The organism is Enterobacter pseudoroggenkampii, from assembly GCF_026420145.1.
Lineage (GTDB): Bacteria > Pseudomonadota > Gammaproteobacteria > Enterobacterales > Enterobacteriaceae > Enterobacter > Enterobacter pseudoroggenkampii.
The window spans coordinates 1970229-1993172 of the sequence record NZ_JAPMLV010000001.1 but is presented as its reverse complement, the minus strand read 5'-3'; the positions used below and the strand labels follow the sequence as shown (position 1 = coordinate 1993172).

Annotated in this window: 24 protein-coding genes; 12 read left to right on the top strand and 12 right to left on the bottom strand. The window is 56.5% G+C overall.

Annotation, left to right across the window (positions count from 1 at the left end):
- Positions 1–5 precede the first annotated feature (5 nt).
- Positions 6–806: a PTS mannose transporter subunit IIC gene (manY, locus tag OTG14_RS09775; RefSeq protein ID WP_024909729.1), complete on the bottom strand. Its 801-nt coding sequence runs from the start codon at positions 804–806 to the stop codon at positions 6–8.
- A 46-nt stretch (positions 807–852) separates the two neighbouring features.
- Positions 853–1818, bottom strand: a complete 966-nt coding sequence (gene manX, locus OTG14_RS09770) for a PTS mannose transporter subunit IIAB (protein ID WP_267215006.1) — start codon at positions 1816–1818, stop codon at positions 853–855.
- Positions 1819–2083: 265 nt separating this feature from the next.
- Between manX and OTG14_RS23820 the strand changes: the two genes are divergently transcribed.
- Positions 2084–2293 carry a protein YoaL gene (locus tag OTG14_RS23820; protein ID WP_071994519.1) on the top strand — a complete coding sequence of 70 codons (210 nt, stop codon included), beginning with the start codon at positions 2084–2086 and terminating at the stop codon, positions 2291–2293.
- Positions 2281–3840 carry a CNNM family cation transport protein YoaE gene (yoaE, locus tag OTG14_RS09765; protein WP_032647743.1) on the top strand — a complete coding sequence of 520 codons (1560 nt, stop codon included), beginning with the start codon at positions 2281–2283 and terminating at the stop codon, positions 3838–3840. The genes OTG14_RS23820 and yoaE overlap by 13 nt, the downstream gene beginning before the upstream one ends.
- Positions 3841–3846: 6 nt before the next feature.
- Here yoaE and OTG14_RS09760 read toward each other — a convergent pair whose 3' ends face one another.
- The 4 genes from OTG14_RS09760 to pabB form a co-directional block, all read right to left on the bottom strand.
- Positions 3847–5445 carry a cyclic diguanylate phosphodiesterase gene (locus OTG14_RS09760; protein ID WP_267215005.1) on the bottom strand — a complete coding sequence of 533 codons (1599 nt, stop codon included), beginning with the start codon at positions 5443–5445 and terminating at the stop codon, positions 3847–3849.
- 130 nt (positions 5446–5575) lie between these two features.
- Positions 5576–6940: an L-serine ammonia-lyase gene (sdaA, locus tag OTG14_RS09755; protein ID WP_024909859.1), complete on the bottom strand. Its 1365-nt coding sequence runs from the start codon at positions 6938–6940 to the stop codon at positions 5576–5578.
- A 185-nt stretch (positions 6941–7125) separates the two neighbouring features.
- Positions 7126–7704, bottom strand: a complete 579-nt coding sequence (locus OTG14_RS09750; protein WP_048029449.1) for a CoA pyrophosphatase — start codon at positions 7702–7704, stop codon at positions 7126–7128.
- A 6-nt stretch (positions 7705–7710) separates the two neighbouring features.
- Positions 7711–9036, bottom strand: coding sequence for an aminodeoxychorismate synthase component 1 (gene pabB / locus OTG14_RS09745; protein ID WP_267215210.1), 1326 nt, complete (start codon positions 9034–9036; stop codon positions 7711–7713).
- A gap of 61 nt (positions 9037–9097) precedes the next feature.
- On the opposite strand from pabB, the gene OTG14_RS09740 reads away from it, so the two are divergent.
- A complete protein-coding gene (locus tag OTG14_RS09740) occupies positions 9098–9280 on the top strand; it encodes a YoaH family protein (RefSeq protein ID WP_008500497.1) in 183 nt (60 codons plus the stop codon).
- 6 nt (positions 9281–9286) lie between these two features.
- Here the strand turns inward: OTG14_RS09740 and OTG14_RS09735 are convergent, their stop codons facing one another.
- Entirely contained in the window at positions 9287–9631 is a 345-nt protein-coding gene (locus tag OTG14_RS09735) for a RidA family protein (protein ID WP_008500498.1), read from the bottom strand.
- A 133-nt stretch (positions 9632–9764) separates the two neighbouring features.
- Here OTG14_RS09735 and yoaA point away from each other — a divergent pair, with 133 nt between their 5' ends.
- From yoaA to rnd, 5 genes are all read left to right on the top strand, one after another.
- Positions 9765–11675: a DNA repair helicase YoaA gene (gene yoaA, locus OTG14_RS09730; protein WP_023293935.1), complete on the top strand. Its 1911-nt coding sequence runs from the start codon at positions 9765–9767 to the stop codon at positions 11673–11675.
- A 66-nt stretch (positions 11676–11741) separates the two neighbouring features.
- The gene (gene tsaB / locus OTG14_RS09725; protein ID WP_024909864.1) at positions 11742–12437 is read left to right on the top strand and encodes a tRNA (adenosine(37)-N6)-threonylcarbamoyltransferase complex dimerization subunit type 1 TsaB; all 696 of its coding nucleotides are present in this window, start codon (positions 11742–11744) and stop codon (positions 12435–12437) included.
- Between the two features lie 37 nt (positions 12438–12474).
- A complete protein-coding gene (locus OTG14_RS09720) occupies positions 12475–13056 on the top strand; it encodes a Slp family lipoprotein (protein ID WP_061714891.1) in 582 nt (193 codons plus the stop codon).
- A 203-nt stretch (positions 13057–13259) separates the two neighbouring features.
- Complete coding sequence (gene fadD / locus OTG14_RS09715; RefSeq protein ID WP_073961507.1) at positions 13260–14945, top strand: long-chain-fatty-acid--CoA ligase FadD; 1686 nt, start codon at positions 13260–13262, stop codon at positions 14943–14945.
- 71 nt (positions 14946–15016) lie between these two features.
- The gene (gene rnd / locus OTG14_RS09710; protein WP_152680667.1) at positions 15017–16144 is read left to right on the top strand and encodes a ribonuclease D; all 1128 of its coding nucleotides are present in this window, start codon (positions 15017–15019) and stop codon (positions 16142–16144) included.
- Between the two features lie 74 nt (positions 16145–16218).
- On the opposite strand, the gene minE is transcribed toward rnd, so the two are convergent.
- Genes minE through minC form a run of 3 tightly spaced genes read right to left on the bottom strand, consistent with a single transcriptional unit; the run spans position 16219 to position 18035 of the window.
- Positions 16219–16488, bottom strand: a complete 270-nt coding sequence (gene minE / locus OTG14_RS09705; RefSeq protein ID WP_008500504.1) for a cell division topological specificity factor MinE — start codon at positions 16486–16488, stop codon at positions 16219–16221.
- 3 nt (positions 16489–16491) lie between these two features.
- Positions 16492–17304 carry a septum site-determining protein MinD gene (gene minD, locus OTG14_RS09700; RefSeq protein ID WP_024909869.1) on the bottom strand — a complete coding sequence of 271 codons (813 nt, stop codon included), beginning with the start codon at positions 17302–17304 and terminating at the stop codon, positions 16492–16494.
- Positions 17305–17327: 23 nt separating this feature from the next.
- A complete protein-coding gene (gene minC, locus OTG14_RS09695; protein WP_023312186.1) occupies positions 17328–18035 on the bottom strand; it encodes a septum site-determining protein MinC in 708 nt (235 codons plus the stop codon).
- Positions 18036–18158: 123 nt separating this feature from the next.
- Between minC and OTG14_RS09690 the strand changes: the two genes are divergently transcribed.
- The 3 genes from OTG14_RS09690 (at position 18159) to OTG14_RS09680 (ending at position 19675) form a co-directional block, all read left to right on the top strand.
- Positions 18159–18434: a YcgL domain-containing protein gene (locus OTG14_RS09690; RefSeq protein ID WP_029742143.1), complete on the top strand. Its 276-nt coding sequence runs from the start codon at positions 18159–18161 to the stop codon at positions 18432–18434.
- A 47-nt stretch (positions 18435–18481) separates the two neighbouring features.
- The gene (locus OTG14_RS09685; RefSeq protein ID WP_267215004.1) at positions 18482–19141 is read left to right on the top strand and encodes a fumarylacetoacetate hydrolase family protein; all 660 of its coding nucleotides are present in this window, start codon (positions 18482–18484) and stop codon (positions 19139–19141) included.
- Between the two features lie 93 nt (positions 19142–19234).
- Complete coding sequence (locus tag OTG14_RS09680; RefSeq protein WP_024909872.1) at positions 19235–19675, top strand: YcgN family cysteine cluster protein; 441 nt, start codon at positions 19235–19237, stop codon at positions 19673–19675.
- A gap of 125 nt (positions 19676–19800) precedes the next feature.
- Here the strand turns inward: OTG14_RS09680 and dsbB are convergent, their stop codons facing one another.
- A complete protein-coding gene (dsbB, locus tag OTG14_RS09675; protein WP_024909807.1) occupies positions 19801–20331 on the bottom strand; it encodes a disulfide bond formation protein DsbB in 531 nt (176 codons plus the stop codon).
- A gap of 143 nt (positions 20332–20474) precedes the next feature.
- Positions 20475–22013, bottom strand: coding sequence for a Na(+)/H(+) antiporter NhaB (nhaB, locus tag OTG14_RS09670; protein WP_267215003.1), 1539 nt, complete (start codon positions 22011–22013; stop codon positions 20475–20477).
- A gap of 201 nt (positions 22014–22214) precedes the next feature.
- Between nhaB and fadR the strand changes: the two genes are divergently transcribed.
- Positions 22215–22934 carry a fatty acid metabolism transcriptional regulator FadR gene (gene fadR / locus OTG14_RS09665; RefSeq protein WP_024909809.1) on the top strand — a complete coding sequence of 240 codons (720 nt, stop codon included), beginning with the start codon at positions 22215–22217 and terminating at the stop codon, positions 22932–22934.
- The last annotated feature ends 10 nt before the right edge of the window (positions 22935–22944 follow it).

The window sequence follows — 22944 nt, the reverse complement described above, 5'->3', positions numbered from 1 at the left end:
ACCTGTTAGTCCAGTTCGTTATCGAGATCGTTGTTACCAGCAGCCTGCGCTGGGGCACCCGCGACGCGGTTATATTTCGGGCTGAGCTGGATGTAGAGAATCGCCATCACCGCACCGATCACACCCAGTGCAACCAGGTTGAAGTTGGTGAAGGCCGCGGTCACGAAGCCGAGGTAGAAGAACGGCATCAGGTAGCCTGCGCGCATCATGTTGATGACCATCGCATAACCAACGACCACGATCATACCGCCCGCGATGTTCAGGCCGCCGGTGACCACTTCAGGAATGGCGTTCAGCATGCTCTGGACTTCACTGGTACCCACAGAGATCGCCACGATAACCGCCGGGATCGCGATACGCATCGCCTGCAGGAACAGGGATGAAACGTGGATCCATGACAGGGCCGTGAGGTTGCCGTTGTCGGCCGCCTTATCCGCCGCGTGCTGGAAGGCAACGGTAATAGTACGAACGATGATGGTCAGAACCTGGCCTGCGGCTGCCAGCGGGATTGCCAGGGCGATACCTGCACCAATACTCTGGTGACCGGCAATAACCAGAACGGTCGAAATGATAGAGGCCAGCGCGGCATCGGGCGCAACCGCCGCGCCGATGTTCATCCAGCCCAGGGCGATCATTTCCAGGGTACCACCGATGATGATACCGGTTTTCATGTCACCCAGAACGGCCCCAATCAGGGTACAGGCCACCAGCGGGCGGTGGAACTGAAATTCATCAAGTACGGATTCCATACCCGCAATACATGCGACCACGAACACCAGCACAATCTGAAGAGTGGTAATCTCCATTGCACTTCTCCTATTACGTAAACTTTATATGAGAACCGGCGCGGGCTTATTTCCCAACTTTGCCGATCAAATCCATCATTTTCAGTTTTTGATCCGTGGAAACCTTACGGGCTTCCAGCTCAATACCGCGCGCATTCAGCTTGTTGAATGCCTCGATATCTTTCGCATCGACTGAAATGGCGTTGTTGACCTGCGTTTTGCCCTGACGGAATGCCATACCACCAATGTTCACGGAGGTGATTTTCACGCCGCCTTCAACAATGCGCTCAACGTCTGTCGGGTTAGTGAACAGCAGCATCACGCGTTCACCCGCGTATTTCGGGTTGTTGTAAACGCGGATCATCTTGGCGACATCCACGACGTGCGCGGTAACGCCAGGAGGAGCAACCTGAGTCAGAAGGGTTTTACGAACGGTATCGGCGGCCACTTCGTCGCTGACCACGATAATGCGTCGAACGTTGGTCTCTTTGGTCCAGCGCGTGGCGACCTGGCCGTGGATTAAACGGTCATCAATACGCGCAAGGCCGATAACCATGTAATCGTTCGGGCCCATCGGTTTTGCCGGTGCTACCGCTTTCGGTGCCGCTGCAGGCGCAGGGGCAGGTTTTTCAACCGGCTGCGCTTTCAGGGCCTTAACCCCTTCGCGACCAGTTTCAACGGCCAGTGCCACCAGCTCATCGAACGCCGGATTGTCGTCGCGCGCCATGAAGGTTTCCACCAGCATGGGAATGTTGACCCCGGCGACAACATCATAGTGCTCTTTATCGACGACAATGCGGCTGGCAGCATTGAACGGGCTGCCGCCCCATGTATCAACGAGAAACAGCACGCCTTTGCTGGTATCCAGCTTCTCGAGTTGAGCGTTGTACTTCTCAATCAGCGTCTCGGCGTTTTCACCGGGAACGAAATCGATCCAGCCGACGTTTTCCTGCTCGCCCAACAGCATCTCTGCCGTTTTGAGTAGCTGCTCAGCAGCCCAACCATGTGTGCCTATGACAATAGCAATGGTCACTTGCTACCTCCTTTTATTATCATTAATACGCCTGCCAGGCAGTCGTACTGAGAATCGTATTGGCGAACCGAATCGATTCAGATAAGGGTTAGAGTTCAAAAAACTAAGACTTCCGCGAATTATTTTAGATAGTGAAAAAATAATTTATGTGATGAAGATCCGTAATTTAGCCACGCGTTACAGATTTATCTGTAGCGTAAAGCGGCTGTGTTACAGAACTTTGCAAAGGAACGTAAATCTTTGCTAAAAACACAGTGTCTCTGATATGTTTAGCCTCCGTTTAATTGTTCAGGAGTATAGGGCTACAGCCCACTATATGGACCGTCACCGACGTCAGTCATCTACCAGGCCATTTCGCGCCTTATTCACCGGCGATCCTCGCCACGTATCGACTCTGTTTACCTCTGTTTTGCCCACATTGAGTGGGGCACCGTTTCGTCATTCCTTTAGCAGGAGCTTGTCATGGAATTCTTAATGGACCCGTCAATCTGGGTGGGATTGCTCACGCTGGTGGTGCTGGAGATTGTTCTCGGCATTGATAACCTGGTGTTTATCGCCATCCTTGCGGACAAACTGCCGCCAAAACAGCGTGATAAAGCGCGTCTGATTGGTCTCTCGCTGGCGCTGGTCATGCGACTGGGGCTGCTCTCCGTCATCTCCTGGATGGTCACACTGACCAAACCTCTGTTCTCCGTCATGGATTACACCTTCTCCGGGCGTGATTTAATCATGCTGATCGGGGGGATATTCCTGCTCTTCAAAGCGACGACAGAGCTTCACGAGCGGCTGGAAAACCGTCAGCACGATGATGGGCACGGTAAAGGCTATGCCAGCTTCTGGGTGGTCGTGCTGCAGATCGTGGTGCTTGATGCAGTCTTCTCGCTGGATGCGGTGATCACGGCGGTCGGCATGGTGAACCATCTGCCGGTAATGATGGCGGCTGTCGTTATTGCAATGGCGGTTATGCTGCTGGCCTCGAAGCCGCTGACGCGCTTCGTCAACCAGCATCCAACGGTGGTCGTGCTGTGTCTGAGCTTCCTGCTGATGATTGGTCTGAGCCTGGTGGCGGAAGGCTTTGGCTTCCATATTCCGAAAGGCTACCTGTACGCCGCGATTGGCTTCTCGATCCTGATCGAGCTGTTCAACCAGATTGCGCGTCGTAACTTTATTAAGCAGCAGTCGAATCAGCCGCTGCGTGCCCGTACCGCAGATGCCATTCTGCGCCTGATGGGCGGTCGTCGTCAGGTGAACGTTCAGTCTGATTCCGAAAACCATAATCCGGTTCCGGTCCCGGAAGGGGCGTTTGTGGAACAGGAACGCTACATGATTAACGGCGTGCTCTCCCTGGCCTCCCGTTCGCTGCGCGGCATCATGACGCCGCGCGGGGAAATCAGCTGGGTCGATGCTAACCTGAGCGTTGATGAAATTCGCCAGCAGCTGCTCTCTTCACCGCACAGCCTGTTCCCGGTGTGTCGTGGTGAGCTGGATGAGATCATCGGCGTCGTGCGGGCGAAAGAGATGCTGGTGGCCCTGGAAGAGGGCGTCAACGTGGAAGCCGTTGCTGCGGCGTCGCCTGCGATTGTCGTGCCGGAAACGCTGGATCCGATCAACCTGCTCGGGGTGCTGCGTCGCGCTCGCGGTAGCTTTGTTATCGTCACCAATGAGTTTGGTGTGGTGCAGGGGCTGGTTACGCCGCTGGACGTGCTGGAAGCAATTGCCGGTGAGTTCCCGGATGCCGACGAAACGCCAGAGATTGTTGCCGACGGTGAAGGCTGGCTGGTTAAAGGTACCACCGACCTGCACGCGCTCTCGCACACGCTGGGGCTGGAAAACGTGATTAACGATGAAGAAGACATCGCGACCGTTGCTGGTCTGGTGATCGCGGTTAACGGGCAAATCCCGCGCGTCGGAGATGTGATCGAGCTTTCGCCGTTGCACATTACGATCGTTGAAGCCAACGACTATCGCGTTGATATGGTTCGTATTGTTAAAGAACAATCAGCCCACGACGAAGATGAGTAAGCCGGCTTAGCGCAGCGGCATTAAGGGCACGATGTGCCCGTTATGATGCGCTGGCGGGGGCGCGCTCCCCGCCAGCCACTTCGGAAAATCCCGTAGCGGCATGGGCCGCGCATAGAAAAAGCCCTGCAGGACAGGCACGCCGTGGCGGCGCAAATAGCGCGCCTGCTCCTCTGTCTCGACCCCCTCAGCAACCAGTTCAATATCAAGCCGCTGGCCCAGCGCAATAATCATATCTGTCACCGTCGAGTTCACGGCGTCGGTGCCGATGGCGGTGGTAAAGGACTGGTCGATTTTCAGGACGTCCGGGTGCAGCTTCTCAAGCCAGGAGAGGGAGCTGTTTCCGGTGCCAAAATCGTCGATGGCGAGCTTCACCCCTTTGCGATGCAGTTCGCGCACGATGCGATAATCCGCATCCAGCAGCGCATCCCGTTCCGTGAGTTCTATCACCAGCTGCTGGCGCGGAAAGGCGCTGAACCAGAGACGGTTCAGGTCCTGTATCAACACCGCGTGACGGAAATGGCTGGCGGCAACGTTAATGCCGATGTGAAAACCGGCGCTGGAAGGGAAGTAGCCTATCTGGCGCACCGTTTCGGCGATGACATAGCGGGTCAGGGGGACAATCTGGTTATGTTCTTCTGCCAGAGGGATAAACACCTCCGGGGTGATCCAACCCTGACGGGGGTTGTTCCAGCGCAGCAGGATCTCCACGCCAGTACACGCCTGGGTGCGGGCATTCACCAGCGGCTGGCAGAAAAGCTCAAATTCCCGCCCCGCAATGCCCATATCAATCTCCCACGTAAAGCTCATCCGGTTTGCCGTCGCCAGCCAGGCGAGATAGCCCAGCAACAGGCTCAGCATAAGCCCCAGCGGCAGCTGGGCTGGCAGGCTTTTTAAGGCTAATGCTCCAGGACCTGGCCCGCTGACCGTAATGGTGAAAGGATTTCGGGTTGATGACTGCTGGAAAAGAGAGTCTTCATCATCAAACGTCAGGCTGTCGCTGACGCGTTGACCATAGCGCAGAAAGCGATCGCCCACGGTCAGCGCCACGTCATTGATAAGCGGGCGCTGGGGCTCGAGGATCATTTTGGCGATCAGATCGATATTGATGATCTCGATGACGCCTGCTTCACCGTCCTGAGAAACGGGATACCACTGAATCAATATCGGGCTGTCCTTAAGCAACCACTGGTCGGTGGATAAAATCAGCTTCGTCGTGCTGGCGGGGAGTTCTTTCAGGAAGTCACGAACGGGCAGATCGCGGCTTCCGAAAATACTCGAGCAGTACAGGATACCGTCTTTAATCAGGGCGATAGAGCGTACCGTCTGCAAAATGGCGGCCTGCTTTCGCAGCGCCAGGTGCGCCTGGGGACAGGGCTGTCCCACCAGGGGCTGCAGCACGCTGCGGCGGTTCTCCAGAGAAAGCAGTATGTTATCAAGGGCGCGGACGGTGTGGCTGGTAAAATCGAGGATCCGCTGTTGATTAACATTGCGCTGTGAAATAAAGCGAATGCCTAACGTCAGGATGAGTGTGAGGAGCGCAACCGTGACACAGACGATAACGCGTTTTCGGCGATAGTTTTTAATGATCGTTTGTGCAGTTTGCATGAACGGTCGCCTGATAAGCCACCAGCCACAAAAGCCGGACGCAACAGTGAAAGTGTAGTGGGGAAAACAGCGGGAGACGAGGAAGAAGAGGGAAATTCGCCCATCCGTTGCAGATGGGCGAAAGGCAGTATTAGTCGCACTGCACCTTAATGGCCAAGCCACCACGGGACGTCTCGCGGTATTTCGCGTTCATGTCTTTGCCGGTTTCGTACATGGTTTCAATCACCTTATCCAGCGATACGCGAGGTTCGCTGGTACGGCGCATCGCCATACGTGAGGCGTTGATGGCTTTCACCGAGGCAATCGCGTTACGCTCGATGCACGGCACCTGCACCTGGCCCGCGACCGGGTCACAGGTCAGACCGAGGTTATGTTCCATACCGATTTCAGCCGCCACGCAGACCTGCTCAGGGCTTGCGCCCAGCAGCTCTGCCAGACCTGCCGCCGCCATGGAACAGGCCACGCCGACTTCACCCTGACAGCCCACTTCCGCACCGGAGATGGAGGCGTTCATCTTGTACAGCGCGCCGATGGCACCTGCCGCCAGGAAATAGCGAATGTAGATGTCCGGCGTCACGGGCTCAATAAAGTGATCGTAGTAGGCCAGCACTGCCGGGACGATACCGCAGGCGCCGTTGGTTGGCGCCGTCACGACGCGACCACCGGCGGCGTTCTCTTCGTTAACGGCCAGGGCAAACATGTTTACCCAGTCAACCACGTTCATCGGGTCGTTGGAGAACTTGTCCGTGGTCACCAGCATACGGCGCAGGGCGGAGGCACGACGCGGTACGCGCAGTGGACCCGGCAGAACGCCTTCGGTGTTCATCCCGCGATCGATACAGGCGCGCATGGTTTGCCAGACGTTCGCAAAATAGTCTTCAATCTCTTTTTTGCTGTGCAGGGCCAGTTCGTTCTGCATCACCATACCGGACAGTGAAAGACCGGTCTCTTTGCAGTAGCCCAGCATCTCGGTAGCCGATTTGAACGGGTACGGTACGTTGACGTCGCCGACGCTGTCTTTGCCAAAATGCTCTTCATCCACGATGAAACCACCGCCGATGGAGTAGTACGTCTTGCTGTAGATCTCTTTTTCACCGCTCCAGGCGTGAATGGTCATGCCGTTTTCATGCAGCGGCAGGTTGTCGCTACGGAAACGCATGCCGTCATCCTGCGGAAAATCGACTTCCTGCTGGCCGTTTGCCAGCAGCAGGCGACCGCGTGTTTCCACGTCGCGGATAAATGCCGGGATGGCATCAATATCAACGGTATCCGGCATGTTGCCTGCCAGACCCATAATAATGGCGATATCGGTGTGGTGGCCTTTACCCGTTAATGACAGCGAGCCGTAAACATCCACGGCGACACGGGTAACGCTTTCCAGTAATCCTTTTTCGACCAGATCATCGACGAACTGTTTACCGGCCTTCATCGGGCCAACAGTATGGGAAGACGAAGGGCCAATTCCCACTTTGAACATGTCGAATATACTAATCACTTTCACACTCCTGACAGGGTTACCGGGGTTCCAGTAACGATGTTATAACTGCGCATAGTGTAAGAGGGAACACCGACCTCGGCTTAACTATTCACATGAATTAAACTAATGGTTAACGATGGGTTTTGCTAATAGCGCGACGCAGATCGCAAACCTGGCAGAAGAGGGCTGAATGTAAAGTATAGTCAAGGCTTCAGGCCGATTTGCAACGCCAGCTCACGAATAATGCCCGCCGTCATGCCCCAGACAAAATAATGCTGATACCAGGACAACCAGACCCGATGGTCATGCCCGCGACGCTGAATATCCAGCGGGTGGTAACGACTCAGTCGGAGGGCTTCCTCCAGCGGCATTTCAAACACCGCGGAGACTTCATCGACGCTGGCGTGATACTGCAGGCCCGGCGGGATAATGCCGACCACCGGCGTGACCTGAAAACCGGTGACGCTGTCGACGGGCGGCAGCACGCCGATGACCTCAACGGCCTCCGGCGGAATGGCAACCTCTTCCTGCGCTTCGCGCAGCGCGGCGGCAATCAGCGAGGCGTCGGAGCTGTCTACCGCGCCCCCCGGAAAAGCGACCTGACCCGCGTGCTTGCGTAAATGGGCGGAACGCTGGGTGAGCAGCAGGCCCGGCTGCGCGCGACGCACGACCGGGATCAGCACGGCCGCCTGACGTTGATTCAGCGCTTCGCGGTTGACCTGCGGTCTTAGTAGCTGAAAGCGAGATAAAAAGTCATCCAGCGTCAGATTCTCTTTTTCCACCCGTGTTTACTCCAGTTGTTTCAGGATACGGTTAACTTTATCAAAGGTTTCCTGATATTCCGCATCGACCTGGCTATCGGCAACAATGCCGCCCCCGGCCGAACAGTAAAGGTTTCCGTTGCAGGCGGTCAGCGTACGGATGGTAATGCTGGTATCCAGCGTGCCGCACAGGCTGATATAGCCGATGCTGCCGCACCAGGCATTGCGGCGGTGGGGCTCCAGCTCATCAATGATCTCCATTGCCCGCACCTTCGGCGCGCCGGTGATGGAGCCGCCCGGGAACGCGGCGCGCAGAAGATCGCTGGCCGTGCGCGAGTCAGGCAGCCGCGCGGTAATGGTGCTGACCAGATGATGCACCGCCGGGAAAGGCTCGACGACAAACAGTTCCGGCACGCGGACGCTGCCCGGAACGGCCACCCGGCCAATGTCGTTACGCATCAGATCGACAATCATCAGGTTTTCGGCGCGGTCTTTCGGCGAGGCGGCGAGTTTTTCCGCCTGCTTGCGGTCGGCGTCGGGATCGGCAAGACGCGGCAAGGTGCCTTTAATCGGACGGGTTTGAATCGTGCCCTCGGCCAGATGAATAAAACGCTCGGGCGACAGGCTGAGGATCGCCCCCTGTTCCAGACGCACAAACGCGCTAAACGGCGCCTTATTGCTGGCATTAAGACGGGTAAATGCCTGCCACTCATCTCCCCGGTATGTCGCCTGGAAGCGCTGGGCAAGGTTAACCTGGTAGCAGTCACCGCTTTGCAGATACGCCTGAACGCGCGCGAATTTTTCGCCATACTCTGCGGCGCTCATGTTCGAGCGCCAGCCGGAGGTCAGCGTGAACATCTCTGCGGGTGCAGCCTGTTGCGCCTCAAGCCAGGCCAGACGCGCCTGCACGTCACGATGGCTCAGCAGGGAAACCGTTTTTTTCTGGTGATCAACAACTAACGCCCAGTCATACAGCCCCACGGCCATGTCGGGCAGGGAAATATCAGCCTGCGCATGCTCGGGCAGCGTTTCGAAACGGCGACCCAGATCGTAGCCAAACAGGCCCAGCGCTCCCCCCTGAAAAGGAAGGTCCGGGTTGGGTGTGGCAAATAAGCCCAGCGCGTTAATGTCGTGCTGAAGCTGCACCAGCGGATCGTCCGTCAGCGAAAGGTCATCGGTTGTCAGCGTCTTCAGCGGATCGGCGACCAGAATATCAAAGCGGCTATAGGGATGATCCGCATGGCCGGAATGCAGCATCATCGCAAACGGAAGATGGCTCAGGCGGGCAAACCAGTATTCAGCGGCGTCTGTCCGCCAGGGCAGGGTAATAACAGTGGGGAAGCGCATGTTCATGTATGGCATACTACCGGGCAGCGTGAAATAATTAGCGCGAATAATTTAGCAGGAGTTGACGATGTTTGCAGGTTTACCTTCTCTGAGCCATGAACAGCAGCAGAAAGCGGTTGAGCGAATTCAGGAACTGATGTCCCAGGGGATGAGCAGCGGACAGGCGATTTCCCAGGTGGCGGAAGAACTGCGCGCCACGCATACCGGCGAGCGGATCGTGGCGCGTTTCGAGGATGAAGATGAAGAGTAATCGGGCTTAAACCGCCGCGATAATCTTAATCTCGACCTTGTATTCCGGCTTCATCAGCGTGGCCTGTACGGTGCAGCGTACAGGCGCGTGACCCGCCACCACCCACGCATCCCAGGCTTTGTTCATTGCCGCGAAGTCATCTTTGTTTGCCAGGAAAATCGTCGCATCCAGAATGCGGGATTTGTCGCTGCCCTGTTTTTCCAGCACCGCGTCAATCTGCGCCAGGGTATTTGCCGTCTGCTCGAACGCATCCGCGTCCAGGTTAGCCGGGACGCCGGTGTAGTAGAGCGTCTGGTTATGGATCACCACATCAGACCAGCGGGCTTCGGCATCAATGCGCACAATTGTCATAAACGTTTCCTCGTTATTTTTCGTCATCAGGCGGCAAGACTGCCATATTGTTCTCCTGTCGTCACTATTTGGGGTGGCACATGAGAGGATGGGCTGACATAATCCCTGTGCAAAAATACAGTGAGAGAGCACCGTGGCAGACGATTTTTCCCCTGAAGGTCAATTAGCGCAGGCTATCCCCGGCTTCAAACCCCGTGAGCCTCAGCGACAGATGGCGCACGCCGTTGCACGCGCCATCGATAAGGCTCAGCCGCTGGTGGTTGAAGCCGGTACCGGCACGGGTAAAACCTATGCTTACCTTGCGCCGGCGCTGCGGGCGAAAAAGAAGGTGATTATTTCCACCGGTTCAAAAGCGCTGCAGGATCAGCTCTACAGCCGCGATTTGCCCACGGTAGCTAAGGCGCTGAAATACAAGGGACGTCTGGCCCTGCTGAAGGGGCGATCCAACTATCTCTGCCTGGAGCGCCTTGAGCAGCAGGCGCTGGCGGGCGGCGACCTGCCGGTGCAAACTCTCAGCGACGTCATTATCCTTCGCGCCTGGGCGAACCAGACGGAAGAGGGCGATATCAGCACCTGCGCGAGCGTGCCGGAAGATTCCCCGGCCTGGCCGCTGGTGACCAGCACCAACGACAACTGCCTCGGCAGCGACTGTCCGCTGTATAAAGACTGCTTTGTGGTGAAAGCGCGCAAAACGGCGATGGATGCGGATGTGGTGGTGGTGAACCACCATCTGTTCCTCGCGGATATGGTGGTTAAGGACAGCGGCTTTGGTGAGCTGATCCCGGAAGCGGACGTGATGATCTTTGATGAAGCGCACCAGCTTCCGGATATCGCCAGCCAGTACTTCGGCCAGTCGCTCTCCAGCCGTCAGTTGCAGGATCTGGCGAAAGATTTCACCATTGCTTACCGGACCGAACTCAAAGATACCCAGCAGCTGCAGAAGTGCGCCGACCGCCTGGCGCAGAGCGCGCAGGATTTCCGTTTACAGCTCGGCGAGCCGGGCTATCGCGGCAACCTGCGCGAGCTGCTGGCGGACAAAAATATCCAGCGCGCGCTGCTGCTGCTCGATGACGCCCTGGAGCTCTGCTACGACGTGGCGAAACTGTCCCTCGGCCGCTCCGCGCTGCTGGATGCAGCCTTCGAGCGCGCTACGCTCTATCGCGGTCGGCTCAAACGGCTGAAAGAGATCAACCAGCCGGGGTACAGCTACTGGTACGAGTGCACCTCGCGGCATTTCACGCTGGCGCTCACGCCGCTGACGGTGGCTGATAAATTCAAAGAGGTGATGGCGCAAAAGCCGGGAAGCTGGATCTTTACCTCGGCAACCCTGTCGGTGAATGACGATCTGCACCACTTCACCGAGCGCCTCGGCATTGAGCAGGCGGAATCGCTGCTCCTGCCCAGCCCGTTCGACTACGAAAAACAGGCGCTGCTCTGCGTTCCCCGTAATCTGCCGCTGCCGAACCAGCCGGGTGCTGCGCGCCATCTGGCTGCAATGCTAAAACCGATGATCGAGGCCAACAACGGCCGCTGCTTTATGCTCTGCACCTCCCACGCCATGATGCGCGATCTCGCCGAGCAGTTCCGCGCCACGATGACCCTACCGGTGCTGCTGCAGGGCGAAACCAGCAAAGGCCAGCTGTTACAGCAGTTTGTCAGCGCCGGTAATGCCCTGCTGGTCGCAACCAGCAGCTTCTGGGAAGGGGTGGACGTGCGCGGCGACACGCTTTCGCTGGTGATCATTGATAAGCTGCCGTTTACCTCCCCGGACGATCCGCTGCTGAAGGCGCGGATGGAAGACTGCCGTCTGCGCGGCGGCGATCCGTTTGACGAGGTACAGCTGCCGGATGCGGTCATCACGCTTAAGCAAGGGGTAGGGCGCTTAATCCGTGACGTCACCGATCGCGGCGTGCTGGTCATCTGCGATAACCGGCTGGTGATGCGTCCTTACGGTGCGACTTTCCTTGCAAGCCTGCCGCCCGCGCCGCGGACGCGGGACATAAAACGCGCGGTGCGTTTCCTGGCAAACCCAACGGCGGAGTAATTTACCCCGGAGTGTGCTAAGATGCGCGCCATTTTGTGACTGACCCTTGCGAGAGCGCGACGACTGATGCGAATTCTGGCTATTGATACCGCGACAGAGGCTTGCTCTGTTGCTCTGTTGAACGACGGTGCTGTTTCTGCCCATTTCGAAGAGTGCCCCCGGGAACACACCCAACGCATTCTGCCCCTGGTAAAAGCCATTTTAACCCAGGGCAACACCTCCTTAACCGACCTCGACGCGCTGGCCTTTGGCCGCGGCCCCGGCAGCTTTACGGGCGTACGTATCGGGATTGGCATTGCGCAGGGGCTGGCGCTGGGCGCCGAACTGCCGATGATCGGCGTCTCTACCCTTGCCACCATGGCGCAGGGCGCATGGCGCATGACCGGGGCAACGCGCGTCCTGGCAGCGATTGATGCCCGCATGGGCGAAGTCTACTGGGCCGAATACACCCGCGACGAGCAGGGCGTGTGGCACGGCGAAGAGACGGAAGCCGTGCTTAAGCCAGAAGCGGTCACAGAACGACTGAAGCAGCTGTCCGGCGAGTGGGCGACCGTCGGCACGGGCTGGCCAGCGTGGCCTGAGATGGCGAACGACACCGGATTGACGCTGGTGGACGGCAACATGCTGCTCCCGGCTGCTGAAGATATGCTTCCGATTGCCAGCCAGCTGCTCGCAGCAGGAAAAACCGTGGCCGTTGAACAGGCGGAGCCGGTTTATTTGCGAAACACCGTCGCGTGGAAGAAACTTCCGGGCCGCGAGTGAATCTCAGTAACAGGAACTGAGAAAAAGGAGTCGCATCATGGCGGTTCAGACTAAAGTAGTACGCCTTATTATGGCAGGCGCAGTTGCCATAGCACTGAGCGGATGCGTTTCCGTTCCTGATGCGATTAAGGGCAGCAGCCCGACGCCACAGCAGGATCTGGTTCGGGTGATGAATGCCCCTGAGCTGTACGTCGGCCAGGAAGCACGCTTTGGCGGTAAGGTCATAGACGTACAAAACCAGCAGGGGAAAACCCGTCTGGAGATCGCCACCGTTCCGCTGGACAGCGGCGCGCGGCCTGTACTGGGCGAGGCCTCCCGGGGACGTATCTACGCGGACGTCAGCGGTTTCCTCGATCCGGTCGATTTCCGCGGACAGCTGGTGACCGTCGTCGGGCCGATTACCGGCGCCGTGCAGGGCAAAATCGGCAACACGCCGTACAAATTTATGACCATGCAGGTCAACGGGTATAAACGCTGGCGGCTGGCACAGCAGGTGATCATGCCGCCTCAGCCGATGGATCCGTGGATGTGGGGTCCACATCCTTATCGTTATGGCTACCCGGGCTGGGGTTGGTACAACCCGGGCCCTGCACAGGTTCAGACGATCGTTACTGAGTAACTTACTGTTATTGTTAGAAAAGAGACAGCGGCTCAGCCGCTGTCTCTGTTTTTTTACGGATAAAACGAAAAAAAAGAGTGACGCGCTTCGCAACCTTAAATATGAACAATTAATAAACTGGTACGCTGAGTTAATATAATGTTAACAAACTGTTTATTATCGGGGTTGTGATGACGACGAACACTCATTTCAGAGGTGATGCATTGAAGAAGGTTTGGCTTAACCGTTATCCCGCAGATGTTCCTGCTGAGATCAATCCTGACCGTTATCAATCCCTGGTGGAATTATTTGAACACTCGGTAAGGCGCTACGCGGACCAGCCCGCATTTGTGAATATGGGCGAGGTGATGACGTTCCGTAAGCTGGAGGAGCGCAGCCGGGCGTTTGCGGCGTATCTGCAGGAAGGGCTGGGGCTGCAAAAAGGGGATCGCGTCGCGCTGATGATGCCGAACCTGCTGCAATACCCGGTGGCGCTGTTCGGTATCCTGCGTGCCGGGATGATCGTCGTCAACGTCAACCCGCTGTATACCCCGCGCGAGCTGGAGCATCAGCTGAACGACAGCGGCGCGGTTGCGATTGTCATTGTGTCCAACTTTGCCCATACGCTGGAAAAGGTGGTCGACAAAACCCAGGTGAAACACGTCATCCTGACGCGCATGGGGGACCAGCTCTCCACAGCTAAAGGCACGCTGGTTAACTTTGTCGTCAAATACGTCAAACGTCTGGTGCCAAAATATCATCTGCCGGACGCCATCTCCTTCCGCCGCGCGCTGCATGCGGGTTACCGTATGCAGTATGTGAAACCCGAAGTGGTCGCGGAAGATCTTGCGTTTCTGCAATACACAGGCGGGACCACCGGCGTCGCCAAAGGGGCCATGCTTACCCACCGCAATATGCTGGCAAACCTTGAACAGGTAAACGCCACCTACGGGCCGCTGCTGCATCCGGGCAAAGAGGTGGTGATCACCGCGCTTCCGCTGTATCACATCTTTGCGTTGACCATGAACTGCCTGCTGTTTATTGAACTGGGTGGTCAGAACATCCTCATCACCAACCCGCGCGATATCCCGGGCCTGGTGAAAGAGCTGGCGAAATACCCGTTCACCGCCATGACAGGGGTAAACACCCTGTTTAACGCGCTGCTGAATAACAAAGAGTTCCAGCAGCTGGATTTCTCCACGCTGCATCTCTCAGCGGGCGGAGGCATGCCGGTTCAGCAGGCGGTCGCCGAGCGCTGGGTGAAGCTCACCGGTCAGTATTTGCTGGAGGGCTATGGCCTGACGGAATGCGCGCCGCTGGTCAGCGTTAACCCGCATGATATCGACTATCACAGTGGAAGCATTGGTCTGCCGGTTCCTTCCACAGAGGCCAAACTGGTCGATGATAACGATAACGAAGTCGCGCCGGGCGAGCCGGGGGAGCTGTGCGTCAAAGGTCCGCAGGTGATGCTGGGCTACTGGCAGCGCCCCGATGCGACCGACGAAATCATCAAAGACGGCTGGCTGCACACCGGTGATATTGCGGTGATGGATGACGAAGGCTTCCTGCGCATCGTCGATCGTAAGAAAGACATGATCCTGGTCTCCGGTTTCAACGTCTATCCGAATGAGATCGAAGACGTGGTTATGCAGCACAGCGGCGTGCTCGAAGTGGCGGCAGTCGGCGTGCCTTCCGGCAGCAGCGGTGAAGCGGTGAAGATATTTGTGGTCAAGAAAGATCCTTCTCTCACCGAGGAAGCGCTGGTAACGTTTTGTCGTCGTCAGCTGACGGGCTACAAGGTGCCGAAGCTGGTGGAATTCCGCGACGAGCTGCCGAAATCCAACGTCGGGAAGATATTACGACGAGAATTACGTGACGAAGCCCGTGGCAAAGTAGACAATAAGGCCTGAGCTTCACGCTAATCGCCCAGACGCCGGTTAAGCCGGCGTTTTTTATGGGCGCAAACAAAAGAGAACCCGTTTTGAATTACCAGATGATCACGACCAACGACGAGCTGGCTTCGCTGTGCGAAGTGACGCGCGACTTTCCTGCCATTGCCCTGGATACCGAGTTTGTCCGTACCCGGACCTATTATCCGCAGCTGGGTTTGATTCAGATGTACGACGGTAAACACGTGTCGCTGATCGACCCTCTCGGCATTACCGACTGGACGCCGATGCGTGACCTGCTGCTCGATACCGCCGTGACGAAATACCTGCACGCAGGCAGTGAAGATCTGGAAGTCTTTCTGAACACCTTTGGCATCATGCCCCAGCCGCTGATTGACACGCAGATCCTTGCGGCATTCAGCAATCGTCCGCTCTCATGGGGCTTTGCTGCCATGGTAGAGGAGTATACGGGGCTGACGCTGGATAAAAGTGAATCCCGTACCGACTGGCTGGCGCGTCCGCTAACCGAGCGTCAGCTGGAGTATGCGGCGGCAGACGTGTTTTACCTGCTGCCGATTGCCGGACAGTTAATGAAAGAGGCAGAAGCCTCCGGATGGCTGCCTGCGGCGCTCGACGAGTGTCGTATGACCCAGCAGCGTCGTCAGGAAGTCGTTGACCCGAAAGAGGCCTGGCGCGACATCAGCAACGCCTGGCAGCTGCGTACGCGTCAGCTGGCGTGCCTGCAGCTGCTGGCAGACTGGCGTTTGCGTAAAGCGCGCGAGCGCGATCTGGCCGTTAACTTTGTGGTTCGCGAAGAACATCTCTGGGCGGTGGCGCGCTATATGCCGGGCAGCCTGGGAGAGCTGGACAGCATTGGGCTTTCGGGCAGCGAGATCCGCTTCCACGGCAAAACCCTGCTGGCGTTGGTCGCAAAAGCGCAGGAGCTGCCGGAAGATGCGCTACCGGAACCGCTGCTGAACCTGATGGATATGCCGGGCTATCGCAAAGCGTTTAAGGAGATCAAAGCGCTGGTGCAGAACGTTGCAACGGAAAGCAAGCTAAGCGCTGAACTGCTCGCCTCACGTCGTCAGATTAACCAGCTGCTGAACTGGCACTGGAAGCTGAAGCCGCAGAATGGCGTACCGGAAATGATGGCGGGGTGGCGCGGGGAATTGATGGCCGATCGCCTGAATACGCTGCTGGAAGGGTATCCGCGATAAAAAATATGCCGGGCGATAGACCCGGCATATTCCCCCGGTGGCGCTGCGCTTACCGGGGCTACGAAATCACAAACCTACGGACGCGACTCTTCCGCTTCCGGGAGCGTCACGTTCAGCTCCAGAATCGAAATATCCCCGTCTTTTTGTTCCAGCTGCACCGTCACCATCTCCGGGTCAATCTGCACGTACTTACAGATCACTTCCAGGATGTCCTTACGCAGCTGTGGCAGGTAGTGAGGCTCGGCGTCGCTACGACGACGCTCCGCAACGATAATTTGCAGACGTTCTTTTGCGATGTTGGCGGTGTTCTTTTTCCGCGAGAGAAAAAAGTCCAGTAATGCCATAACTTATCCTCCGAACAGGCGTTTGAGGAAACCTTTCTTCTCTTCTTCAATGAAGCGGAAAGGACGTTCTTCTCCCAGCAGACGGTCAACGGTATCGGCGTAAGCTTTACCTGCATCTGCCAATGTATCAAGGATCACTGGCTCGCCCTGGTTAGAAGCGCGTAACACGGACTGATCTTCCGGGATAACGCCCACCAGCTTAATGCGCAGGATCTCCAGCACGTCTTCCATGCTCAGCATGTCACCTTTGTTCACGCGGCCCGGATTGTAGCGGGTGAGCAGCAGGTGTTCTTTAATCGGGTCTTCGCCATTTTCCGCACGACGGGATTTAGAGGCGAGGATCCCCAAAATGCGGTCTGAGTCACGCACGGATGAAACTTCAGGGTTAGTGGTGATGATCGCTTCATCAGCGAAGTACAGTGCCATCAGGGCACCGGTTTCGATGCCGGCAGGGGAGTCGCAGACAATGAAGTCGAAATCCATTTTTTTCAGCTCATCGAGCACCTTTTCCACTCCTTCACGGGTCAGGGCGTCTTTGTCACGCGTCTGAGAGGCCGGGAGAATGTAGAGGTTCTCGGTGCGCTTGTCTTTAATCATCGCCTGGTTCAGCGTGGCATCGCCCTGAATGACGTTCACGAAGTCATACACGACGCGACGCTCACATCCCATGATGAGGTCGAGGTTACGCAGACCGATATCGAAGTCGATAACGATGGTTTTCTTTCCCTTCTGGGCCAAACCAGTAGCGATGGCCGCGCTGGAGGTGGTCTTGCCAACGCCTCCTTTACCCGAAGTAACAACAATAATGCGTGCCATAGAAATTCCTTGTTAAAAAGGGATCAATTCAACGGTTGAACGGTCAACGCGTCGTCTGCCAGAAGCAGGCGAGCCGCTTTGCCATAAAATTCGGCTGGGATCTTGTCGCTCAGCCAATATTCACCTGCGATGGACACCAGTTCCGCCGTCAGGTGAGTACAAAATATTTGCGCGTCTCGATCGCCACTTGCACCCGCGAGCGCACGTCCACGCATCATACCGTATACGTGAATGTTGCCATCTGCAATCAGCTCAGCGCCAGCACTGACGTGGCTTGTAACAATCAGATCACAGTTTGGTGCATAAATGCGCTGACCGGAACGAACCGGCACATCAATCATTCGCGTTTTTGTGACGGTAGTAACGTTTTGCACCGCAGGAGGGGGCGTTTGCACGGCAACGGGTGCTGCACGCGAGGCTTTTTCTTTGCCCTCATTCAGAAGAGGCAGCCCCGCACGCTCAATTTCCGCTTTCAGCTCAGTATCTTTGCAGCCGCTGATGCCCACGATACGCAGTCCGGTCGAGGAGACGGCCTGCTGGAGAAGTTTCCAGTTAACCGGAGCCTCAAGACCGCTAACGTTGATAACAACAGGGGCGTGCTTCAGAAAGGCGGGAGCCTGGGCGATTTTGTCCTCTAACGCCTGACGAATAACCTCGGGTTTTGCATCATGCAAATGTACTACTGATAAGGTGAAGCTACTGCCTTTAAGCTCGATGGGCGTGTTTGACATCCTGGCCTTACTCAATTTGCTATTAACCGCAACCACTCGCTGCGATATTCCGAAGAGTATCAGGCATGTTATAGTCAGGAGTATATTGAGGCAAGCAACCACCCATTAATTCAGAGTAAAAACATGTTTTGTGTGATCTACAGAAGTACAAGCCGTGACCAGACCTATCTTTATGTCGAAAAGAAAGACGATTTTTCACGCGTGCCTGAAGAATTAATGAAGAACTTTGGCCGACCACAGCTGGCGATGCTGCTGCCGCTTGATGGTCGTAAGAAACTGATTAATGCCGATCTGGATAAAGTAAAAACGGCCTTAGCCGAGCAAGGCTATTATTTACAGCTTCCACCGCCACCCGAGAATTTATTAAAACAGCATCTTGAGGCGAACGGTAAAAAATAGTCTCAACTGTTTTTGGGCACAACACATCAACCGTTTAGGGGTCGACCATGTATCAACATCACAACTGGCAAGGTGCATTACTGGATTATCCCGTCAGCAAAGTCGTCTGCGTGGGCAGCAACTATGCAAAACATATTCAGGAGATGGGCAGCGCGACGCCAGAAGAGCCGGTTCTGTTCATTAAGCCTGAAACGGCGCTTTGCGATATCCGCCAGCCGCTGGCCCTGCCGCAGGAGCTCGGCTCGGTGCATCACGAAGTTGAACTCGCCGTGCTGATCGGCGCAACGCTGCGTCAGGCCTCCGAAGATCATGTTCAGAAAGCGATTGCCGGCTACGGCGTGGCGCTGGATCTGACGCTACGTGACGTGCAGGGCAAAATGAAGAAAGCCGGGCAGCCTTGGGAAAAAGCCAAAGGGTTTGATAATTCCTGCCCGATCTCGGCGTTTGTGCCGGTGAGCGAATTTACCGGCGATCCGCAGGACACCCCGCTCAGCCTGAAGGTTAACGGTGAAATCCGCCAGCAGGGGACCACGGCAGACATGATCCATAAGATTGTGCCGCTGATCGCCTACATGAGCCGCTTCTTTACCCTGAAGCCGGGCGATGTGATCCTGACCGGAACCCCAGAAGGTGTTGGCCCGCTGCTCAGCGGTGACGAGCTTGAGGTCGGTTTTAACGGCCTGTCGCTGAAAACCCGCGTGCTGTAACCTCCTCTTGCCGCCTGAAAAGGGCGGCAAAACTTGCATCGACGTGCCAGACTCGTTATAAGGTGCGCTTTCTTTTGACGTGTGGACATCCTGATGAACGACATCCCTTTCTGGCAAAGCAAAACTCTCGACGACATGACGGACGCGGAATGGGAATCCTTATGCGACGGCTGCGGTCAGTGCTGCCTGCACAAGCTGATGGATGAAGACACGGACGAAATCTACTTCACCAACGTTGCCTGCAAGCAGTTAAACATTAAAACCTGCCAGTGCCGTAACTATGAGCGCCGCTTCGAGTTTGAGCCGGATTGCATCAAGTTAACCCGGGATAATTTGCCCACCTTTGAATGGCTGCCGCATACCTGCGCGTATCGCCTGCTGGCGGAAGGGAAAGGTCTGCCTGACTGGCATCCGCTGTTAACCGGTTCAAAAGCGGCGATGCACGGTGAGCGCATTTCAGTGCGCCACATCGCGGTGAAAGAGTCCGAGGTGCGTGACTGGGAAGACCACATCATGAACCACCCGACCCGTTGACAATAAAAAACCCGCCGAGGCGGGTTTTTTATTGTGTTTGTGCGGCCTGATGCCCTCACCCCAACCCTCTCCCACGGGAGAGGGCGCAAACACTAAAAACGGCAACCGAGGTTGCCGTTTTGCTTTTACCTTCCGAACAAATCGCGTTTCTTCGGTTTGAACGGCTGGGCAATCAGCACCAGCAGCGCCACGACGAAGTAGGCGGCAAAAATACCCACCAGCCACTGCGGCATCTCCAGCGTCAGGAATTCCCACTGACGAACGGAGCAGTCACCGGATGCGACAAACACCTGCGGCAGCCATTTGTCCAGCGGCAGCCAGCTCGGGAAGCGGGCGGCAAAATCACAGGTCATAAACGGTGACGGATGCAATTGCATCATGGTGTGCTGCCAGGAGAGTTCAATTCCTTTCCAGGCGCTGTATATCCAGATGGCAATACCGGCATAGCGAAGCGGCGATTTTGGGGCAATCGCGCCCACCAGGCCCGCACCCATAATGCCGAACAGTGCGCAGCGTTCATAAATACAAAGCACGCAAGGTTTGAGTCCCATTACATGCTGGAACCACAGCGCGACCATTTCCAGCGCAAAGGCGGTCAGGGCCATTAACAACCACGCTCCGCGACCGCGGGAGCACTGGTTTAAAAATCTCAACATAATCATTTCCCTGGAACATGCTTAGAAATCGCAGTGTAAACGAATTCGTTTTTCGCGCCACCTGTACCTGGCGAAATAAAACGTAATTGGATGTTTATCGTGCGAAAAGGCAAACGGGCAGCGAACTGCCCGAGATGCAGTGTTTATTGCGCCGCAAGTATACCCGCTTGTATCAACCATTGCGTACAGGGAATGAGGGTAATTTTGACGCAAAGCAATCCCACGATCGTGAGCACCAGCGTATAGGGCAGCGCCATCCACACCATCCTGCCATAAGAAAGTCGTATGAGCGGCGCGAGGGCGGAGGTCAGGAGGAACAGGAAGGCGGCCTGGCCGTTTGGCGTCGCCACCGATGGCAGGTTGGTGCCGGTATTGATCGCCACGGCCAGCAGCTCAAACTGTCCGGCGCTGATAACGCTTTGCTCCATAGCCGCTTTGGCCTCGTTGATATAGACCGTCCCGACGAAGACGTTATCTGAGATCGACGAGAGCAGGCCGTTGAACAGGTAAAACAGCGACAGCTGAGCATCCGGCGATGCCTTTAAGACAAAGGCAATAATCGGCGCGAACAGATGCTGGTCGATTATCACCGCCACGACGGCAAAGAACACCGCCAGCAGGGCGGTAAATGGCAGGGCTTCGGTAAACGCCTTACCGATGGCATGCTCGTCCGTCACGCCGGTAAAGGTGGTGGCGAGAATAATGACCGACAGGCCAATCAGCCCCACTTCGGCAAGATGGAACGCCAGCGCGGCGATCAGCCAGACGCCGATGATGCCCTGCGCAATCAGACGCAGCGTCTCCTGGCGCGTCCGCTGGCGTCGGCTCTGCAGATCGAATTTATGCAGCTCCTGACGTACCGGCTCCGGGAGCTGGGCCCCATAGCCAAAGAGGCGAAACTTCTCCACCAGCAGACAGGTCGCCAGCCCGCAGAAAAGCACCGGTACGCTCACCGGCGCCATTCTCAGGAAGAACTCACCGAAGTGCCAGCCCGCCGCTTTGGCAATGATCAGGTTTTGCGGTTCGCCCACCATGGTCATCACGCCGCCCAGCGCGGTACCGACGCCAGCATGCATCATCAGGCTGCGCAGGAAGGCGCGAAACTGTTCCAGTACCTCACGATTATGCGCATCGACGTGGCTGTCATCCTGCAAATCCTCGCCCGGACGAGAGGAGGCCACGCGGTGATAAATACCGTAAAACCCCACCGCTACGCTTATCACCACCGCGACGACCGTCAGCGCATCCAGGAAGGCCGACAGGAAGGCGGCCGCAAGGCAAAACGCCAGCGAGAGCAACATTTTCGACGGAATGCTGAGCAGCAGGCGCGTGAAGATAAACAGCAGCAGCTGTTTCATAAAGTAGATGCCCGCCACCATAAACATCAGCAGCAGAAGCACTTCGAGATTGGATGCCAGCTCGGCTTTGACGTGCTCGGCGCGGGTCATGCCGATGACGACGGCCTCAAACGCCAGCAGTCCGCCCGGCAGCAGGGGATAGCATTTCAGCGCCATGGCCAGGGTGAAGATAAACTCCGCCACCAGCAGCCACCCGGCAATGAACGGGTTTACGCTAAAGAGGAGAGGGTTAACGACCAGGAACACCAGAAGTATAAGTTTGTACCAGTCCGGAGACTGGCCTAAAAAGTTGCGCCACAGTGCGCGCCCAAAAGAAATTTCCACGACAGACGTCCATCCCCGTCAAGTAAGACAAAACATCAGTATACGCAAAAATCGCGGCCTGGAGGCGGATAAGGCTGCATTGTAAATTTCATAAAAATGAAACGGCGATCCCTCTTTTCTCTCTTTGCCGTGCTACCTGCCACTGGCTGCCTCTGGTATGATGAGTCCAATTTGCTAAAGCTGTGTAATGGAAATCTCACTATGGTCATTAAGGCGCAGAGCCCGGCGGGTTTCGCGGAAGAGTACATCATTGAAAGCATCTGGAATAATCGTTTCCCTGCGGGGTCCATTCTTCCGGCTGAACGCGAACTCTCTGAACTGATTGGCGTCACTCGCACCACGCTGCGTGAAGTGCTCCAGCGGCTGGCGCGCGATGGCTGGTTGACTATCCAGCACGGCAAGCCGACGAAAGTAAACAACTTCTGGGAAACGTCCGGGCTGAACATTCTTGAAACGCTGGCGCGTCTCGACCATGAAAGCGTGCCGCAGCTCATTGATAATCTTCTCTCCGTTCGCACCAACATCGCGACGATCTTTATTCGTACCGCTTTCCGTCAGCATCCGGAAGACGCCCTTGCGGTGCTGGCCACAGCGAACGAGGTGGAAGATCACGCCGATGCTTTTGCCACCCTCGATTACAACGTGTTTCGCGGCCTGGCGTTTGCCTCCGGCAACCCGGTGTATGGCCTGATCCTCAACGGTATGAAAGGGCTTTATACCCGCATCGGCCGCCACTACTTTGCCAATCCGGAAGCGCGTAGCCTTGCGCTGGGCTTCTACCATAAGCTGAGCAAGCTCTGTACTGAAGGCCTGCACGATCAGGTTTATGAGACGGTGCGCCGCTACGGTCATGATTCCGGTGAAATCTGGCACCGCATGCAGAAAACGCTGCCGGGCGATTTGGCGATTCAGAGCCGCTGAAATAAAAAAC

What these genes read in the sequence shown, in the direction of transcription:
- manY (WP_024909729.1), bottom strand. Translation starts at nt 806, where the DNA reads ATGGAGATTACCACTCTTCAGATTGTGCTGGTGTTCGTGGTCGCATGT.
- OTG14_RS23820 (WP_071994519.1), top strand. Translation starts at nt 2,084, where the DNA reads ATGTTTAGCCTCCGTTTAATTGTTCAGGAGTATAGGGCTACAGCCCAC.
- yoaE (WP_032647743.1), top strand. Translation starts at nt 2,281, where the DNA reads ATGGAATTCTTAATGGACCCGTCAATCTGGGTGGGATTGCTCACGCTG.
- OTG14_RS09760 (WP_267215005.1), bottom strand. Translation starts at nt 5,445, where the DNA reads ATGCAAACTGCACAAACGATCATTAAAAACTATCGCCGAAAACGCGTT.
- pabB (WP_267215210.1), bottom strand. Translation starts at nt 9,036, where the DNA reads ATGAACATGCGCTTCCCCACTGTTATTACCCTGCCCTGGCGGACAGAC.
- OTG14_RS09740 (WP_008500497.1), top strand. Translation starts at nt 9,098, where the DNA reads ATGTTTGCAGGTTTACCTTCTCTGAGCCATGAACAGCAGCAGAAAGCG.
- OTG14_RS09735 (WP_008500498.1), bottom strand. Translation starts at nt 9,631, where the DNA reads ATGACAATTGTGCGCATTGATGCCGAAGCCCGCTGGTCTGATGTGGTG.
- tsaB (WP_024909864.1), top strand. Translation starts at nt 11,742, where the DNA reads ATGCGAATTCTGGCTATTGATACCGCGACAGAGGCTTGCTCTGTTGCT.
- OTG14_RS09720 (WP_061714891.1), top strand. Translation starts at nt 12,475, where the DNA reads ATGGCGGTTCAGACTAAAGTAGTACGCCTTATTATGGCAGGCGCAGTT.
- minE (WP_008500504.1), bottom strand. Translation starts at nt 16,488, where the DNA reads ATGGCATTACTGGACTTTTTTCTCTCGCGGAAAAAGAACACCGCCAAC.
- minD (WP_024909869.1), bottom strand. Translation starts at nt 17,304, where the DNA reads ATGGCACGCATTATTGTTGTTACTTCGGGTAAAGGAGGCGTTGGCAAG.
- minC (WP_023312186.1), bottom strand. Translation starts at nt 18,035, where the DNA reads ATGTCAAACACGCCCATCGAGCTTAAAGGCAGTAGCTTCACCTTATCA.
- OTG14_RS09690 (WP_029742143.1), top strand. Translation starts at nt 18,159, where the DNA reads ATGTTTTGTGTGATCTACAGAAGTACAAGCCGTGACCAGACCTATCTT.
- OTG14_RS09685 (WP_267215004.1), top strand. Translation starts at nt 18,482, where the DNA reads ATGTATCAACATCACAACTGGCAAGGTGCATTACTGGATTATCCCGTC.
- OTG14_RS09680 (WP_024909872.1), top strand. Translation starts at nt 19,235, where the DNA reads ATGAACGACATCCCTTTCTGGCAAAGCAAAACTCTCGACGACATGACG.
- dsbB (WP_024909807.1), bottom strand. Translation starts at nt 20,331, where the DNA reads ATGTTGAGATTTTTAAACCAGTGCTCCCGCGGTCGCGGAGCGTGGTTG.
- fadR (WP_024909809.1), top strand. Translation starts at nt 22,215, where the DNA reads ATGGTCATTAAGGCGCAGAGCCCGGCGGGTTTCGCGGAAGAGTACATC.